This window comes from Pseudomonas sp. NyZ201, from assembly GCF_049860765.1.
In the GTDB taxonomy this organism is placed as follows: Bacteria; Pseudomonadota; Gammaproteobacteria; order Pseudomonadales; family Pseudomonadaceae; genus Aquipseudomonas; species Aquipseudomonas bharatica.
On sequence record NZ_CP187557.1, the window covers coordinates 4,271,907 to 4,288,948 of the forward strand.

At 65.5% G+C, this 17,042-nt stretch carries 14 protein-coding genes; 8 read left to right on the forward strand and 6 right to left on the reverse strand.

The features are described 5' to 3' along the window. Window positions 1–31 precede the first annotated feature (31 nt). Both ACPFMA_RS18915 and ACPFMA_RS18920 read left to right on the forward strand, forming a co-directional pair. Window positions 32–2,539 carry a fimbria/pilus outer membrane usher protein gene (locus ACPFMA_RS18915; protein WP_425928465.1) on the forward strand — a complete coding sequence of 836 codons (2,508 nt, stop codon included), beginning with the start codon at window positions 32–34 and terminating at the stop codon, window positions 2,537–2,539. A gap of 16 nt (window positions 2,540–2,555) precedes the next feature. Beyond that, window positions 2,556–3,665, forward strand: a complete 1,110-nt coding sequence (locus ACPFMA_RS18920; protein WP_425928466.1) for a fimbrial protein — start codon at window positions 2,556–2,558, stop codon at window positions 3,663–3,665. A gap of 43 nt (window positions 3,666–3,708) precedes the next feature. Here the strand turns inward: ACPFMA_RS18920 and sixA are convergent, their stop codons facing one another. Genes sixA through ACPFMA_RS18935 form a run of 3 tightly spaced genes read right to left on the reverse strand, consistent with a single transcriptional unit; the run spans window position 3,709 to window position 5,550 of the window. Next, window positions 3,709–4,164, reverse strand: coding sequence for a phosphohistidine phosphatase SixA (gene sixA, locus ACPFMA_RS18925; protein ID WP_064301812.1), 456 nt, complete (start codon window positions 4,162–4,164; stop codon window positions 3,709–3,711). Then, entirely contained in the window at window positions 4,161–4,508 is a 348-nt protein-coding gene (locus tag ACPFMA_RS18930) for a DUF4389 domain-containing protein (RefSeq protein WP_425928467.1), read from the reverse strand. The genes sixA and ACPFMA_RS18930 overlap by 4 nt, the downstream gene beginning before the upstream one ends. Window positions 4,509–4,524: 16 nt before the next feature. Next, window positions 4,525–5,550, reverse strand: a complete 1,026-nt coding sequence (locus ACPFMA_RS18935) for an NAD(P)H-dependent glycerol-3-phosphate dehydrogenase (RefSeq protein ID WP_009396455.1) — start codon at window positions 5,548–5,550, stop codon at window positions 4,525–4,527. Window positions 5,551–5,656: 106 nt separating this feature from the next. Here ACPFMA_RS18935 and ACPFMA_RS18940 point away from each other — a divergent pair, with 106 nt between their 5' ends. The 5 genes from ACPFMA_RS18940 to fabB all read left to right on the forward strand — a co-directional run bounded on the left by ACPFMA_RS18940 (window position 5,657) and on the right by fabB (window position 12,571). Continuing rightward, window positions 5,657–7,801, forward strand: coding sequence for a TonB-dependent receptor plug domain-containing protein (locus tag ACPFMA_RS18940; RefSeq protein ID WP_205884580.1), 2,145 nt, complete (start codon window positions 5,657–5,659; stop codon window positions 7,799–7,801). Beyond that, window positions 7,801–8,694 (forward strand): hypothetical protein, encoded by an 894-nt coding sequence (locus tag ACPFMA_RS18945; RefSeq protein WP_064301815.1) that lies wholly within the window; start codon window positions 7,801–7,803, stop codon window positions 8,692–8,694. The genes ACPFMA_RS18940 and ACPFMA_RS18945 overlap by 1 nt, the downstream gene beginning before the upstream one ends. Next, entirely contained in the window at window positions 8,691–10,607 is a 1,917-nt protein-coding gene (locus ACPFMA_RS18950) for a response regulator (protein ID WP_425928468.1), read from the forward strand. The genes ACPFMA_RS18945 and ACPFMA_RS18950 overlap by 4 nt, the downstream gene beginning before the upstream one ends. Before the next feature lie 216 nt (window positions 10,608–10,823). Further along, entirely contained in the window at window positions 10,824–11,339 is a 516-nt protein-coding gene (fabA, locus tag ACPFMA_RS18955; protein ID WP_009396451.1) for a 3-hydroxyacyl-[acyl-carrier-protein] dehydratase FabA, read from the forward strand. Between the two features lie 11 nt (window positions 11,340–11,350). After that, window positions 11,351–12,571, forward strand: coding sequence for a beta-ketoacyl-ACP synthase I (fabB, locus tag ACPFMA_RS18960; RefSeq protein ID WP_009396450.1), 1,221 nt, complete (start codon window positions 11,351–11,353; stop codon window positions 12,569–12,571). 162 nt (window positions 12,572–12,733) lie between these two features. Here the strand turns inward: fabB and ACPFMA_RS18965 are convergent, their stop codons facing one another. The 3 genes from ACPFMA_RS18965 to ACPFMA_RS18975 all read right to left on the reverse strand — a co-directional run bounded on the left by ACPFMA_RS18965 (window position 12,734) and on the right by ACPFMA_RS18975 (window position 16,039). Beyond that, entirely contained in the window at window positions 12,734–14,359 is a 1,626-nt protein-coding gene (locus ACPFMA_RS18965) for a methyl-accepting chemotaxis protein (RefSeq protein ID WP_064301817.1), read from the reverse strand. Window positions 14,360–14,500: 141 nt separating this feature from the next. Continuing rightward, window positions 14,501–14,965, reverse strand: a complete 465-nt coding sequence (locus tag ACPFMA_RS18970; protein WP_064301818.1) for a DUF3859 domain-containing protein — start codon at window positions 14,963–14,965, stop codon at window positions 14,501–14,503. Between the two features lie 69 nt (window positions 14,966–15,034). After that, the gene (locus ACPFMA_RS18975) at window positions 15,035–16,039 is read right to left on the reverse strand and encodes an amidohydrolase family protein (protein ID WP_425928469.1); all 1,005 of its coding nucleotides are present in this window, start codon (window positions 16,037–16,039) and stop codon (window positions 15,035–15,037) included. A 97-nt stretch (window positions 16,040–16,136) separates the two neighbouring features. On the opposite strand from ACPFMA_RS18975, the gene ACPFMA_RS18980 reads away from it, so the two are divergent. Continuing rightward, window positions 16,137–16,997 (forward strand): pirin family protein, encoded by an 861-nt coding sequence (locus tag ACPFMA_RS18980; protein ID WP_425928470.1) that lies wholly within the window; start codon window positions 16,137–16,139, stop codon window positions 16,995–16,997. Window positions 16,998–17,042 lie beyond the last annotated feature (45 nt).

The following is a 17,042-nucleotide window of genomic DNA, read 5'->3' on the forward strand; positions in this document are numbered from 1 at the left end:
ACCCCGCCCTTTCAGCGCCAGGAGCATGACCATGCATTCCTCTCCACGGCGATGGAGCCTGATCTCCCGCCCTCCCCTGTTTCACCTGCTGCTTGCCGGTGGCGGCCTCGGCCTGTCCACCTCCCAGTCGGCCCAGGCCCAGAGCATCCCGGGCTTCGAGGCGAGCTTCATGCACCAGGCGCCCGGCCACGACCACGAAACCGGCGCCCTAGCCCTGGACAACCTGGCCAGCCAGCGCACGCTGGCACCGGGCAGCTACCCGGTGGAGGTGCTGGTCAATGGCGACAGCCTCGGCCAGCACCAGGTCGACTTCAGCGCCAGCCCGCGCGGCGGCCTGCAGCCCTGCCTCGACGCCGACCTCGTCGGCCGGTTGGGCATCCGCCCCGACAGCCTGGAACAGCCCGGGCAATTGCTGGACGAGTGCGTCGACCTGCCAGCCGTGGTGGAAGGCGCCCAGGTGGATTTCGACGGCAGCCGCCTGCAACTGGCGATTTCCATTCCGCAGTTCTATCTGCGCCGCGATGCCAGCGCCGGTCTGTCCCAGGATGACTGGAACCATGGCATCAATGCCGCCTTCCTCAATTACCAGGTCGCCGCCCAGGAAGGCCGCAACCGCTTCGCCGGGGCGACCAGCAGCCAGGACCTGAACCTCAGTACCGGCCTCAACCTCGGCCCGTGGCGCCTGCGCAGCAACCAGTCGTTGCGCCAGGACGAAGACGGCAAGCGGCGCTGGACCAGCGCCTACACCTACGTGCAGCGCGACCTGCCCGGCACCCACGCCAACCTGACCCTGGGCGAAACCTTCACCAGCGGCGACGTGTTCCGCAGCGTGCCCATCAGCGGCGCCTTGGTCGCCTCCGACCTGGGCATGCTCAGCGATCGCCAGCAAGGCTATGCACCGATCGTGCGCGGCGTGGCCTACACCCGGGCCCGCCTGGAAATCCGCCAGAACGGCTACCCGATCTACACCACCTACGTCAGCCCCGGCCCCTACCAGATCGATGACCTGGGCACCCTCGGCGGCAGCGGCGAACTGGAAATCATCCTGACCGAGGCCGACGGCCAGGTGCGCCGCTTCACCCAACCCTACTCGACCCTCAGCAACCTGCTGCGCGCTGGCGTGTGGCGCTACAGCCTGGTAGCAGGGCGCTACAACGCGTCGTCCCGGCTCGACGATCCCCTGCTCTGGCAAGGCACCCTGGCGGCTGGCGGGGCCTGGGACTCGACCCTGTATGGCGGCCTGATGGGCAGCAGCTTCTATCGCGCCGGCAACCTCGGCCTGGCCCGCGACCTGGGCGCCCTGGGGGCCGTGTCCTTCGACCTGACCCGCTCCGAATCGCAAAGCGACGCCAGCGCTGGCCAGATCAGCGGCATGAGCTATGCGGTGAAATACGGCAAATCCTTCGCCACCCGCACCAACCTGCGTTTCGCCGGCTACCGCTACTCCACCGAGGGCTACCGTGACTTCGACGAAGCCGTCAGCGAGCGCAGCCGCCACCGCAGCTTCCATGGCAGCCGGCGCAGTCGCCTGGAAGCGGCGATCTACCAGAACATCGGCAGCCGCAGTGCGATCAACCTGACCCTGTCGCAGCAGGACTACTGGAACAGCGCCTATGAGCAGCGCCAGTTCCAGTTCAACTTCAACACACAGTACAAGGGCGTCAGCTACAACCTCTACGCCTCCCAGTCACTGAGCGACGAGCGCTACGGCAACGATCGGCAGATCGGCCTGAGCATCAGCCTGCCGCTGGACTTCGGCCGCTCCACCAGCGCCACCTTCGACGTGCTGGAAAATGGCGGACGCTACAGCCAGCGCGCCAGCCTCAATGGCAGCCTCGCCGACACGCACGTCAGCTACCGTGCCTCGCTCGCCAGCGATGAACAGCAGCGCCAGTCCGCCGCTATCGCCCTGGGCTACCAGGCGCCCTACGCCAGCCTCGGCGCCGGCCTGACCCAGAGCAGTGACTTCCGCTCGCTGTCGTTCAACGCCAGCGGCGCCGTGCTGGCCCATGGCGACGGCCTGACCTTCGGCCCGTACCTGGGTGAGACCATGGCCCTGGTGGAAGTCCCGGACACCGCCAACGTCGGCCTCCTCAACAGTCACGAAGTGCGTACCAATGCCCGCGGCTTCGCCCTGATGCCTTACCTGCGCCCCTACCGGACCAACCGTATCGCCCTGGAGACCGACCTGCTCGGCCCGGAGGTGGAGATCGTCAACGGCACGACCCAGGTCGTGCCGCGGCGCGGCGCAGTGATCAAGGCACGCTTCGAGGTGCGCAACGTCAACCGCCTGTTGCTGACCCTGCACGATGCCGACGACCAGCCCTTGCCCTTCGGCACCCAGGTACGCAGTGCCGAGGGCGAGGTATTGGGCCTGGTCGCCCAGGCCGGCCAGGTGATGCTCAGTACCGAGGTCGCCAGCCAGGTCCTGGACATCCGCTGGGGCAACGACAGCCTCGACCAGTGTCGCCTGCCGATCGACACCCGCCATATGACCGCGAGCCAGGGTTATCACCTGCAATCGCTGACCTGCCAATGAGCCCATCGAGTCGACCATGATCCTACGTCTGCGCCCCCTGCTGGCCTGTGCCGGCCTTTTCCTGAGCAGCCAGCACGCCTTCGCCGAGGACCCGTACCCCGGTGACCAATACTGCGAATGGCGGCCCAACACGCCCGTCGGTCCCATGACCCACACCAACTTTCTGGGCACCTACTATGTGCCCAGGGACGCACCGGTAGGCACCTTCATCAGCCCGCCCGGGGTGAAGTGGCCTGTCACCAACAACCTGCTTGCCATACCCCAGTGCTTCCGCGATGTCGGCCCGCACAGCCTGTACATTTCCGTCACGGCCAGCGTCCCGATCCATCCCGGGCCGTTGCCCCCGGTGCTTGGCGACGACGTCACCGGCAGGGTCCTGCAGACCAACATTCCCGGGGTCGGCGTGGTGATCAAGCTCGGTCTTCCATTCAACTGGCCGTACGCGACCAATACCTGGAAAACCGTGGGTCCGCCCATCGTTCCCTTCGAAGGCTACGTCGATCACAACACCGTCGGCTACCTGCTCATGAGCAGGTTGAATCCCTTCATCACGCTGATCAAGACCGGTGACATCCCACCCGGCATCAATGAGCTCGACGGACGCGAACTGTGGAGCTCCACCGCAACCAGGATTGGCAAGGTGGCAGGCCATCACCTGTACGGCACGGTGATCCAGTCCCAATGCGGGCTGCCACCCAACCCGGTGAGCGCGGACCCGGTGGAACTGGGCGAATGGGACAACACGGACTTTACCGGCCCCGGTTTTACCACCCCGGCGGTGCCGTTCAGCATCACCCTGACCGACTGCGAGGACGACCCGGAGGGCGCCGTCGCCACCGCACATATCCGCCTGGAGGGCACCAAGGGCTCCACACCGATCGACGCGCAACGGGGCATCTTCGGCCTGACCGACGACTCGACCGCCGAGGGCGTGGGCATCCAGATGCTGATGGCAGATGGCATCACCCCGGTGCAATTGAACGAGGACGTGCCGCTGCGGGTGATTTCACCAAGCGGCGATACCGTATTGCCGTTCTCGGCGCGCTTCTACCAGACAGAAGCAAGCCAGGCGGTGAAGCCGGGATCGGCCAAGGGGGCGCTGAACTTCACCATTACCTACCAATAGGTGGCGTGGGCCAGCGATGAGGCCATAAGCCACGCCAGACGCCTCAGGGATGACGCAGGCTCTCCAGGGTCATCAGCCCCTTGAGCAGCGCTTCACCCTGCAGTTGCGCCAGGCTGGCAGTGCCCATCGGATCGCCCGATTGACGGTTGCCGTGCACCAGCAGGCCGAGCAAGGTACTCACCAGCGGCTGGTGGCTGACCAGCAGCACATGCTCCAACCCCAGGGCATCGAGCCGGGCGATGGCCTGGTCGGGATCGCTGTCCGGCGTCAGCCACGGCACCGTCTCTACCGGCTGGCCAAACCCCAGCGCCTCATGCACCAGCGCCGCCGTCTGCTGCGCCCGCACATAAGGACTGGCAACAATCGCATCGAGGGGCTGGCCCATCAGGTGGGCGGCACTGCGCAGCACCTGCTTGCGCCCGTGCTCGGTGAGGTTGCGCTGGTCGTCGCTGCGGGCATGGGCTTCGGCCTCGCCGTGGCGCAGGATCCACAGCTTCACAGCTTCGGCTCTTCGTCACGCACCGGGTGCGGTGCCGGCGGCACGCTGTGGGCCGCCTCGCACTCGGCCGGGCGCGGTGCCGGCCAGTCGGCGAACGGCCACGGTTTCTGCTCGGTGTGGAAGCTGCCGAAACGGCCGATCTGGGCGAGGTACTGGCTGAGGCTGTCGCCGAAGTTCATCAGGCCGGCATTCGGCGCGCCGTACACCAGGCGATAGATCAACTGCACCAGCACCAGCAGGCCGAGCAGGGTCTGGGCGACCTGCCAGACCAGCAGGAACAGGAGCATCCAGAGAACGCGAAGGATGATGGACTCGTGCTGCATCTGCTTGGGGGACTCACTCATGTCGTGCTCCTGTGACTCAGTTGAAACCGCTGGTGGAAATGAAATCGACATCGGTCTTCGGCTCGCCGCGCATCAGCAGCTCGATGACCTGGGCCAGGGTCCGGCCCTCGAACAGGATCGCATGCAACCCGGCCACCAGCGGCATGTACACCTGCACCTGCTGGGCCTTGGCCTTGAGCACCTTGAGGGTGTTGACGCCTTCGGCCACCTCGCCCAGCCGGTTGACCGCCTCGTCCAGGCTCAGGCCCTGGCCCAGGGCGTAGCCGACCTGGTAGTTGCGGCTCTTGGGCGAGGAACAGGTGACGATCAGGTCGCCGACCCCGGCCAGGCCGAGGAAGGTCATGGGGTTGGCGCCCTGGCTCACGGCGAAGCGGGTCATCTCGGCCAGGGCGCGGGTGATCAGCATGCTCTTGGTGTTCTCGCCCATGCCCAGGGCCACGGCCATGCCGGCGATGATCGCGTAGACGTTCTTCAGCGCCCCGCCCAGCTCGACGCCGAAGCGGTCGGCACTGGCATAGACGCGGAAGGTACGCCCGTGCAGCACGGCCTGGACCCGCTGGCAGAGTTCCTCGTCCTCGCTGGCGACCACGGTGGCGGTCAGCGCATGCTCGGCGATTTCCCGCGCCAGGTTCGGCCCGGAGAGCACGCCGATGCGCGCCTTGGGCGCGATGTCTTCGAGGATCTGGCTCATCAGCTTGAAGGTCTGCGCTTCGATGCCCTTGGTCAGGCTGACCAGCATCCTGCCTTCGAGCAGCCCGGCATGGGGCGCCAGCACGCTGCGCAGGGCGCTGGACGGCAAGGCGACGAAGATCAGTTCGCTGCCTTCGAGGACCGGCAGCAGGTCGCTGACCGGTTCGACACCAGGGTGGACCTTGATGCCCTTGAGATAACGCGGGTTTTCCCGGGTCGTGCGCATGGCCTCGGCCTGGGCCGGGTCGCGCATCCATTGGCGTACCGCGACACCGTTTTCCGCCAGCAGGTTGGCCACGGCGGTGCCGAAACTGCCGCCCCCCAGAACCGCAACAGGTTGCTGTTCAGTCATATCCAATCCGTCAGAGCCATTAATGAGTGGCGAAGCCGGCATTATACGGAGCGTCGAAGTCTCCACCAGCGCCAGATCACTGGAAAATGCCGGCTACTCGGTTAACATGCCGGTTTCGTTTACCGATCAAGGCCGCCCCGTGTTCCCTGGCCCACGCCCTTCACACCCTTTGTTGCTCCTGGCCGCCCTGGTCGGCGGGCCGGCGGTTGCCGACGATCTGTTCGTCGATAGCCAGGCCCTGCCCCAGGTTCTGACCGCCACCCGCCTGAAACAATCCCCGGCCGCCGTGCCCGGGAGCATGACCGTGCTCGACGCCGAGCTGATCAAGGCCAGCGGCGCCCGCGACATCCCCGAGCTGCTGCGCCTGGTGCCGGGGATGATGGTCGGCTACGGCGCCGGCAACCAGGCGACGGTCAACTACCACGGCAGCAACGTCAACGACGCGCGGCGCATGCAGGTGCTGATCGATGGCCGCTCGGTGTACCGCGCCGGCCTGGCCACCGTGGACTGGAGCGATATTCCGCTGGCCATGGAGGATATCGAGCGCATCGAGGTGTTCCGCGGGCCGAACACGGTCAGCTACGGTGCCAATGCGCTGATGGCGGTGGTCAATATCCTTACCCGCAGCCCGGCCGACAGCCACGGCACGCGGCTCAAGGTGACCCGCGGCCAGCGCGGCATCGACGACTTCTACGCCAGCCAGGGCATGGGCTGGGACGGCGGCGACCTGCGCCTGTCGCTGTCGGGCATGCAGGACGACGGCTTCGACCATAACGCCACGGGCGGCGACTACCGCGACAGCCGGCGCCTGACCCGCTTCAACATCAGCGCCAGCCACACCCTTGATCTCAACCAGAGCCTCGACTGGCAACTCTCGGCCAAGGAAGGCAGCGACCAGCGCCCCTACACCTACCAGCCGGTCTTCCCCTACGTCACCGAGCGCGGCAACGATGCCGACGTCAAGGCCAAGGACTACGCCGGCTCGCTGCGCTGGAACATCGATTTCGACCCGGGCCACAGCCTCTATGTACAAGGCTCGGCGCAGCACTGGGATCGCCAGCAGGTGTGGCGTGCCTGCGATGCGCAACTCGCCTTCAGCCCGGAACTGACCCGCCTCTGGCAATTGAACCCGAACTACGCCGAGCAGGTGGCGCGCAACGCCAACAACCCGCCGCCCAATGCCGACCCGGTGCTCCAGGACCTGGCCCGACAGGTCGGCAATCAATGGAACAGCGGCGGCAAGAACGTGGTGTGCGGCGACGTCGACCAAAGCACCCGGGAAACCCGCTACGACCTGGAGATCCAGGACACCCTGAGCCTGGCCGACAACCTGCGCCTGCTCAGCGGCGTCAACTACCGCTACGACCGCGCCGACTCCGAGACCTATTTCAACGGCAGCCTCGACGACCAGACCTGGCGCCTGTTCGGCCAGCTCGAATGGCGGCTGGACGAGCACTGGATCGTCCAGGGCGGCGCGATGTACGAGAATTCGCGGCTGGCCGGCGATTCGCTGACCCCGCGGATCGCGGTGAACTACCTGATCACCCCGCGCCACGGCCTGCGCGCGGTGTACTCCGAGGCGGTGCGCTCGCCGGACATGTTCGAGAACAACGTCAACTGGAGCTACCGGGTCAGCAACCTGACGCCGCCGGCCTTCGGCCAGAGCACCGCCGAGTACTTCGTCAAGACCCGCGGCCCGGGCAACCTCGACCAGGAACTGATGCGCTCGCGGGAAGTGGGCTACAACGGCTACTTCGCCGACCTCGACCTGAGCGTCGATATCAAGCTGTTCCACGACCGTATCACCGGCATGATCAGCGAGCCACTGCGCAACAACCAGTACATCGCCAGCAACAGCAACGAAGCGCGCTTCACCGGCAGCGAGACGCAACTGGACTGGCGGGCCAGCGCCAACGATCGCGTGCGCCTGACCTACGCTTATGTCGACGCCGAAGCCAGCAACCCCGCCGACCAGCGCCTCAGTGCACGCAACAGCGGCTCCGCCGGCTGGATGCGCGACTGGGGGCGGGGCTGGTCCAGCGCCCTCTTCTATTACGGAGACGACGCCCTGAACCAGTACCGTTTCGAGCGGGTCGACCTGCGCGTGGCCAAGCGCATCGCCCTGCCCCGGGCCAGCCTGGAACTGTCCGGGACCTTGCAGCAGCGTCTCGACGACCAGCCCACCGCCAATGTCGACAACCGCTACGACAGCCGCCACCTTCTGTATTTCAGCGCGGAGCTGGAGTTCTGATGAGGTTCTGGCGGCGCTGGCTGCTGCTGGTCCTGCTCTGGCCGCTGGTGTCCCTGGCCGGCGGCGAGATCCTCCTGACCGGTGCCCAGGACAGCAGCGGCGTGCGCGAATTCGTCGAAGCGCTCAAGACCCGGCGCCCGGCGGACACGGTGCGCTTCGTGCCCCTGGCGCAACTGCCGGAACCGGCCCGGCTGCGCAGCGACACGCGGCTGATCCTGCTCGACCCCGAAGCGCTGGACTGGCGCATGCGCGAGCCGGCCGGGCCGCCGGCGCTGGTGCTGCGCATCAGCCGGGTCCAGGCCCGGCAGCGCCTGGGCGACCTGCGCCCGGCGTACCTCAGCCTGCTTTGGAGCGACCCGCCCCTGGCCCGGCAACTGCATCTGGTCCGCTACCTGCTGCCCCAGGCCCACCGGGTCGGCGTGCTGTACAGCGAGCAAAGCCGCTTCCTCCTCGATGAACTGCGCCAGGCAGCCCGGCCGCTGGGCATGGAGATCGATGCGCAACCCTGGCCCGACCTGCGCGACAACCGCCCCCTGCAAAGCCTGCTCAAGGAAACCGACGTTCTGCTCGGCCTCGACGATCCCTCGCTGTACAACCCCAAGACCGCGAAAAACCTGCTGCTCAGTGCCTACTCAAGGCAGATGGCGCTGGTCGGGCCGAATGCCGGCTTCGTCCGCGCCGGCGCCCTGGCCAGCACCTTCAGCGACCAGAACGCCTGGCTGGCGGTGATCGATCGCCTGCTCGACCAGCCCCCGGAAAAATGGCCGCGCAGCCATTACCCGGAGTATTTCAGCGTAACCGGCAACCAGCAGGTCGCCCGGGCCCTGGGCATCGAGGCGATCGACCCCGATGCCGCCAGGCAGGCCGTGTCCGCAGGAGAATCCGCCCGATGAAAAGCTGGGATATCAGTACCCGTACCCAGATCATCAGCCTCGGCCCGGCCCTGGTGCTGACCTTGCTGCTGATCGGCTTTTTCACCTTCGTGCGCATCCAGGACCTGCGCCAGGAACTCAACCATACCGGCCAGTTGATCGCCAACCAGCTTGCCCCGGCCTCGGAATACGGGGTGATCTCCGGCAACGACGAAGTGCTCGAAGGCCTGATGCGGGCGACCCTGACCATCCCCCATGTGCGCTTCCTCGAAGTGCAGGACAGCGCCAACCACATCCTGGTCTATGTCGAGCAGCCGGACGAACACGTCAACCGCGCCCAGCAGGTGGAAGTGTTCCAGGCGCCGATCCGCCTGCAGCGGATCAGCCTCGATGGCGACTTCCTGCACAATGGCGAGCAACCGGCGAGCATCGTCGCCGACGATTACCTTGGCCGGGCGATCGTCGGCATGTCCGATGACGCCTTCAGCCAGCGCCAGCAGGAAATCGTGATCAAGGCGGCGATCCTCGCCCTGTTCGCCCTGGTCTTCACCTTCCTGCTGGCGCGCCGCCTGGCCCGTAGCCTGTCGACCCCGATCGCCGACATGGGGCATGCGGTCAAGGCCATCCAGAAAGGTGATTTCGACACGCTGTTGCCGGTGGTGGACGACAACGAGCTGGGGCACCTGGCGCAACATATCAACAACCTGGCCAGCGGCCTGGCCCAGGCCTCGCGCGAACAGCAGGAGGCCATGGCGCAGATGATCCAGGCCCGCGAGGAAGCCGAGCAGGCGAACAAGGCCAAGTCGGAATTCCTGGCGATGATGAGCCACGAGCTGCGTACCCCGATGAACGGCGTGCTGGGCATGCTGCAACTGCTGCAGACCACCGAACTGAGCGATGAGCAGGCCGAATACACGCTGGTGGCCAGCGAGTCCACCGGGCACCTGCTCAAGGTGATCAACGACATCCTCGACTTCTCGCGGATCGAACGCACCGGGCTGCAACTGGAACAGATCGATTTCAACCTGGCGGAACTGATCGGCAGTTGCGTGCAGTCCTTCCTTCACGCCGCCCAGCAGCGTCACCTGGCGCTGCAACTGGAAATGCCCGAGGGCCTGGAGCGGTTGCAGGTGTGCGGCGACCCGACGCGGATCCGCCAGGTACTGGTCAACCTGATCGGCAACGCCCTGAAGTTCACCGAGCAGGGCAGCGTGCGGGTGGTGCCGCGCTGGCAGGTGCTGGACCGCCAGCTGATCTGGTTCACCTGCGCGGTGCAGGACACCGGCATCGGCATCGAAAACAGCCGCCTGGAAGCCATGTTCGTCGCCTTCCAACAGGCCGACAGCTCGATTTCCCGGCGCTATGGCGGCACCGGCCTGGGCCTGTCCATCGCCCGCAACCTGGCCGAACGCATGGGCGGCAGCCTGCGGGCGGAAAGCCGCGAGGGCCAGGGTTCGACCTTCACCCTGGAAATGCCCCTGACCCTGCGCCCGCACGACCGTCCGCAGGCATTGCCGGCCAACGTTGCCGGGGCGGACGACGGCAAAGGGCAGTCGGTATTGCTGGTGGAGGACAACCCGGTCAACCAGGCGGTGATCCAGGCCATGCTGCGCAGCCTGGGGCTGGAGGTGATCGTTGCGGCCGACGGCGCCCAGGCCATCAGCCTGGTGGCCCGGCAGCGCTTCGCGGCCGTGCTGATGGACTGTCGCCTGCCGATCGTCGATGGCTACGAAGCCACCCGGCGCCTGCGCCAGTTGCCCCAGGGCCGCGACCTGCCGATCATCGCCCTGACCGCCAACGCCCTGCAGGGTGATCGCGAGCGTTGCATTGAAGCCGGGATGAACGATTACCTGGCCAAACCGTTCAAACGCAATGAATTGCAGGAGATTCTGCAGCGCTGGCTACCCGCTCAGGCAAGCGCGACTGGCGAATAATGCAAAATTGCGGCAGTCTTACACGCCGAACCGATCTGCAAGAAAGGTCTGTCGGAAAAATTTCAGTGCACAGGTGTACATCTTCGTTCGCTGTGCTGTGACTTTCACTACAACGCAATAGTCTATGAGTAGGCTGCCGCCCCGGAGCCAAGGGCTTTCGGAGGGCGGATCGGGAAGAACCGGTCCCTGCCGCACGAGGATTATTGAGGAGCTCGCATGACCAAACAAAACGCCTTTACCCGGGAAGACCTGCTGCGCTGCAGTCGCGGTGAGCTGTTCGGCCCAGGTAACGCGCAACTGCCCGCCCCCAACATGCTGATGGTGGATCGCATTGCCCACATCAGTGAAGAGGGCGGCAAGTACGGCAAAGGTGAATTGGTCGCCGAGCTGGATATCAATCCGGACCTGTGGTTCTTCGCCTGCCACTTCGAAGGCGATCCGGTGATGCCGGGCTGCCTGGGCCTCGACGCCATGTGGCAGCTGGTTGGCTTCTTCCTTGGCTGGCAAGGCCTGCCGGGCCGCGGTCGCGCCCTGGGTTCGGGCGAAGTGAAGTTCTTCGGCCAGGTGTTGCCGGAGGCGAAAAAGGTTACCTACAACATTCATATCAAGCGCGTCCTGAAGGGCAAGCTGAACATGGCCATCGCCGATGGCTCGGTCAGCGTCGACGGTCGCGAGATCTACACCGCCGAAGGTCTTCGCGTCGGTGTATTCACCTCCACTGAAAATTTCTAAGGGTTATTCGCATGCGCCGCGTCGTAATCACCGGTCTGGGCATCGTTTCCTGCCTGGGCAATGACAAAGAGACCGTCTCCGAAAACCTGCGTAAAAGCCGTCCGGGCATCCGTTTCAACCCGGAATACAAGGAAATGGGGCTGCGCAGCCAGGTTTCCGGTTCCATCGACCTCAACCTCGAAGAACTGATCGACCGCAAGGTCTATCGCTTCGTCGGCCACGCCGCTGCCTACGCCTACCTGGCGATGCAGGACGCGATCAAGGACTCCGGCCTGACCGAAGAGCAGATCTCCAACCCGCGTACCGGCCTGGTGGCTGGCTCCGGCGGCGCCTCGACCCTGAACCAGATGGAAGCGCTGGATACCCTGCGCGAGAAAGGCGTCAAGCGCGTCGGTCCGTACCGCGTGACCCGCACCATGGGCAGCACCGTTTCCGCGTGCCTGGCCACGCCGTTCAAGATCAAGGGCATCAACTACTCGATCTCCTCGGCCTGCGCCACCTCCGCACACTGCATCGGCACCGCCATGGAGCAGATCCAGTGGGGCAAGCAGGACATCGTCTTCGCCGGCGGCGGTGAAGAAGAGCACTGGAGCCAGTCGTTCCTGTTCGATGCCATGGGCGCCCTGTCGACCAAGCGCAACGATGAGCCAAGCAAGGCTTCGCGCGCCTACGACGCCGACCGTGACGGCTTCGTCATCGCCGGCGGTGGCGGCATGGTGGTGGTCGAGGAGCTGGAACACGCCCTGGCCCGTGGTGCCAAGATCTACGCGGAAATCGTCGGCTACGGCGCCACTTCCGACGGCTACGACATGGTTGCCCCGAGCGGCGAAGGCGCGATCCGCTGCATGCAGCAGGCGCTGTCCACCGTCGATACTCCGATCGACTACCTGAACACCCACGGCACCTCGACCCCGGTCGGCGACGTCGCGGAAATGAAGGGCGTGCGCGAAGTGTTCGGCGACAAGGCCCCGGCCATCAGCTCGACCAAGAGCCTGTCCGGTCACTCCCTGGGCGCTGCCGGCGTGCACGAAGCGATCTACTGCCTGCTGATGATGGAAGGCAAGTTCATCGCCGGTTCCGCCAACATCGACGAGCTGGATCCGGAAGTCGCCGACCTGCCGGTGGTTCGCGAAACCCGCGAAAACGCCAAGATCGACACCGTGATGAGCAACAGCTTCGGCTTCGGCGGCACCAACGCCACCCTGGTGCTCAAGCGCTGGGAAGGCAAGTAAGGGCTAGCCCGCTTGCACTAAAAACGCCCCGACTGGTTCGGGGCGTTTTTGTTTCTGAAGCACACTGCGGACCCTGTGGGAGCGGGTTCACCCGCGATTGCGGTAGTGAATCTACCATAGCAATCGCGGGTGAACCCGCTCCCACAGGGTCCGTGTGAAGCCTTACACCGAGAAGCGCCGCACCAGCCCGTTCAGGTCCACCGCCAGTTGCGATAGCGCCTGGCTGGCCTCCACCGTTTGCGACGCTCCCGCCGAACTCTGCAACGCCAGGTCGCGGATATTGGTGAGGTTGCGATCCACCTCCCGCGCCACCTGCGCCTGCTGCTCCGAGGCGCTGGCGATCACCAGGTTGCGCTCGTTGATCCGGCTGATCGCCGTGGCAATCTCTTCCAGCGCCGCCCCGGCCGCGTGCGCACCATCCAGGGTGCTGCGCGCCCGCTCGCGGGTTTGCTGCATGCCATCCACCGCGCGGTCGGTGCCCTGCTGGATACCATCGATCATCTGCTCGATTTCCCGGGTCGACTGCTGGGTCCGATGGGCCAGCGCCCGCACCTCGTCGGCCACCACGGCGAACCCGCGCCCGGCATCGCCGGCCCGCGCCGCTTCGATCGCGGCGTTGAGCGCCAGCAGGTTGGTCTGCTCGGCAATCGAGCCGATGACGTCGAGCACCTTGGAAATCCCGTGCACCTGCTCCGCCAGTTGCCCCACTTCATCGACGTTCAGGCTCACGCCCGCCGCCAGTTCCTCGATGGACACCACGGTCTGCTGGACCTGGGCCACACCCTCGCGGGCAATACGATCGGACTCCCTCGACGCCTCGGACGTGGCCACGGCATTGCTGGCCACCTCCTCCACCGCCGCAGTCATCTGGTTGACCGCCGTCGCCGCCTGTTCGATTTCCTGGGTCTGCTGCTGCAGGCCGCGGGTCGCATCCTCGGTGACCGCGCTCAGCTCTTCCGAGGCCGAAGCCAGCTGGTTCGACGAGTCGGAGATGCGCCCGATGGTGTCGCGCAGGCTTTGCTGCATCTGCTTCAACGCCACCAGCAGGCGCGCCGGTTCGTCGCGGCCCTGGATACTGATCTGCGGAGTCAGGTCGCCGCTCGCCACCACTTCCGCAACCTGCAGCGATTGGGCCAGGGGCTTGACAATGCTGCGGGTCAGGACCAGCGCCAGCACCACCGTGAGCACGAGGGCGCCGATCAACAGGCCGATGACCCACACCCGTGCGGCGAGATACACCGCTTCGGACTGGCTGGTGGCCATATGAGCGTGCTGGTTGTTGAGATCGATCAACTGGTTGAGGGTGGTGGTGAGGTTGTCGGCGAGCTGGTTCATCTCGCCGTTGACCAGGGTTTCGGCGGCCTCGATGCGATCACTGGTGGCCAGGCCCACCACCTGGGCCTGCATGCCCAGGTACTGCGTCTGCAGTTCGATATAGCGGTCGAACAGCACGCGCTCCTCGGGCAGCACGATGAGCGCGTCGTAATCGGCCTGGGCCTTGCTCAGGGCCTGCTTCAGGGCGTCGATACGGGAGATGTTCTGCTGCTGCGCCGCCGGGTCGCGGTTGACCAGCAAGCGCAGGGTCAGGGCACGTATGCGCAGCATGTCCTGGCTCATGGTGCCGACACTGATCACGCTGGGCAGCCAATTGCTTTCCACCTGCTCGGACTGCTCGCGCATGCTCGACATCTGCACCAGCGAGAACAGCCCAAGGGTCACCACCAACAGCGCCAGCAGGCCGAAGCCCAGTCCGGCCCGGGGCGCTATGTTCAGGCTTCTCAAACTCATCGCACGGTTCCTTCCGAAGATGCTGCATCCGTCATGCAGCGGACACTTCTTTAGAAGGTATCGGACCGTCGACTTTTTGCGTAAGAAGAAATGGTGATATTAAATTGCCCAATCATCGCGACCACCGCATCGCCGGAATGATCAGCGAACGGTGAAACGTTTCTCCGCCAGCAGGCGATCACCCTGGAACACCATGAAGTGCCACTCGCCCGGAATCGCCTCGTGATGCTCGGTGAATTCGTAGGCCATCACGTCCTGCGGCGCAGCCGGGACCAGCTTCTGCACCACCTCGAATTTGTCGTGGCGCTTGCCGTCCGGGGTGACGATGCCCGGGGTGAGGTACAGCAGGGTCAGCGGGGTATCGTCGGCGGTCTTGCCTTCGAGGCGGTAGCGGATGCCGAATTTGCTGCCCAGCCTGGCCGGGACGACATCGGTGGCCTGGATCGCCTGGCTGTTCATGGTAATGACCCGTTCACCGGGCTGCGGGTTCTTGATGTTGGTCTCGAACACGCCGTATTCCACCGGTCCCTGCACCCGCACCTCGGCCTGGGCCAGGCCGGCGATGCACATCAGCCCGACCAGGGCGCTAAAACGGCTAGTCAACATGTTGCGCTTCCTCTGTTGTGGATCGCGGCAGACTATGACCCGGCCATGACAGGCTGATGACAATCGCGCTCAACGCGGCTTGGGCAGCACCGCGAGGAAGTTGTCCCTGGCCACCTTGTGCGCGATGCCCTCCGGCAAGGCGTCCAGGAACGGGGCGAAGCCCTGGAACTGCTCGCCCAGGCTGGAAAAACGCCCGACCACGTCGGAGCCGAGCATGAAGCGCTCGGGAAAGCGCTCGACCAGTGCCAGCCACGCCTTGCGCGGCGTGCCCTTGTCGTCCAGCAGGTAAGGTTGCAGCACGCTCCAGGACAGATCGACATACAGGTTGGGGTAATCCTCCAGCAGGCGGGTCAGGGTCGGCAGGAGAAAGTCCATTTTTTCCTGGTGCCGATGAATCTCCATGCTGCTGCCGGCATGGGCCCAGATGAAGCGGGTATGCGGGTGATTGCGCAGCGGCTCCTCGATTTCCGCCAGGTACAGCGGATTGCGCTCGCGCTTGGAGGTGATGTTGGAGTGCAACAGCACCGGCAGGTCGCGCTCGGCAGCCAGATGATAGATGCGGGTCATGGCCTCGTTGTTGGCCCGGGGCGTATCGCCGCTGGTGAGGGCCGTCAGGTCGTCATGGCGGGTGAAGACCTCGCCTATGCCCTGCCAGAGCCCTGGATGCAGCTCCAGCATGCGCTCGATATGGGCCACGGCATTCTTGTCCACCGGATTGATCCCGGACAGGAACGGATGGAACCGCTTGCGCTGCTCGGGCGGCAGCTTCTCGACGGCTGCTGCGACGTAGCTGTCGGTGGCGCTGTACCAGTAGGCATCGGCATCGTCGCCGGCGTAGTAGCGTGGACGCTTGGGTTCGTCCTCATGCCACTTCTTGGCGACCGGGATGCCGCTGATCATCGACTGCTCGATACCGGCCTTGTCCATGGCTTCGAGCAGCGCGGGCATGCCCTCGGTTTCCTGGAAGAAATCCACGTAGTGCAGGTGGGCGTCGCTGTAGCGGTAATCCCGTGCCTGCGCGGCGCCGACCAGCAGCCCGACGCACAACAGTGCGCCCAGGGTTCTTGCGAGCATCGCTGCCCTCCTTGCTCGTGCTTGGGACAGGGTAGACCGCGCGCCGACGGCAGCGGTTCGCTATGCTAGGCCGACTTCAACCTGGCTGGAGCCTGCCATGACCTCGCCCCTGGTAATCCGCCCCCGCGCCGAATCGGTCGAGGGCCAGCCCATCCTGCGCCCGCTGCCCTCGGCCAGGTGCCGCAGTGTCGGCCCCTTCGTGTTCTTCGACCATATGCTGCAGACCGACTACCCGCCGGGGCATGGCATGGACATCCGCCAGCACCCGCATATCGGACTGTCGACCCTCACCTACCTGTTCGAGGGGGAACTGCTGCACAAGGACAGCCTGGGCTCGTCGCAGCGGGTCAGGCCCGGCGAGGTGAGCTGGATGACTGCCGGCGCGGCCATCGCCCACGTCGAGCGCACACCGCAGGACCTGCTGGAAAAAGGCTCGCGACTGCATGGCCTGCAGATCTGGCTGGCATCGCCGAAAGAGGCGGAACAAGGCGCCGGGCACTATAGCCATCACCCGGCAGGCAGCCTGCCGGTCAGCGAAGCGCTGGGGGTGAAGATACGCATGATCGCGGGCAACGGCTTCTGCCTGGCGTCGCCGGTGCCGGTGCTCTCGCCCACGCTGTACGCCGAAGTATTCATGGAAGCCGCCACGACCTTGTGCGTGCCGGATGAGCACCAGGAACGGGCGGTGTATGTACTGGCCGGCGAAGTGCGGCTGGATGACGAGCTGCTGGAACCGCAGACGCTGGTGGTGCTGAACGAAGGCGAGGAAGCCAGTCTGTATGCCGAGGGCGAGAGCCATCTGGTGATCATCGGCGGCGCGCCGCTGGATGGGCCACGGCGGATGAACTGGAATTTCGTGGCGAGCGATCCGGGGTTGATCGATCGGGCCCGGGAACGATGGGCGGCCGGGGATTGGCCGGTGGTTGCGGGTGAGTCAGGGAGGATCGAGTTGCCCTGAAGTCAGCAATCGCCGGCAACGCCGGCTCCCACACTGTGGGAGCTG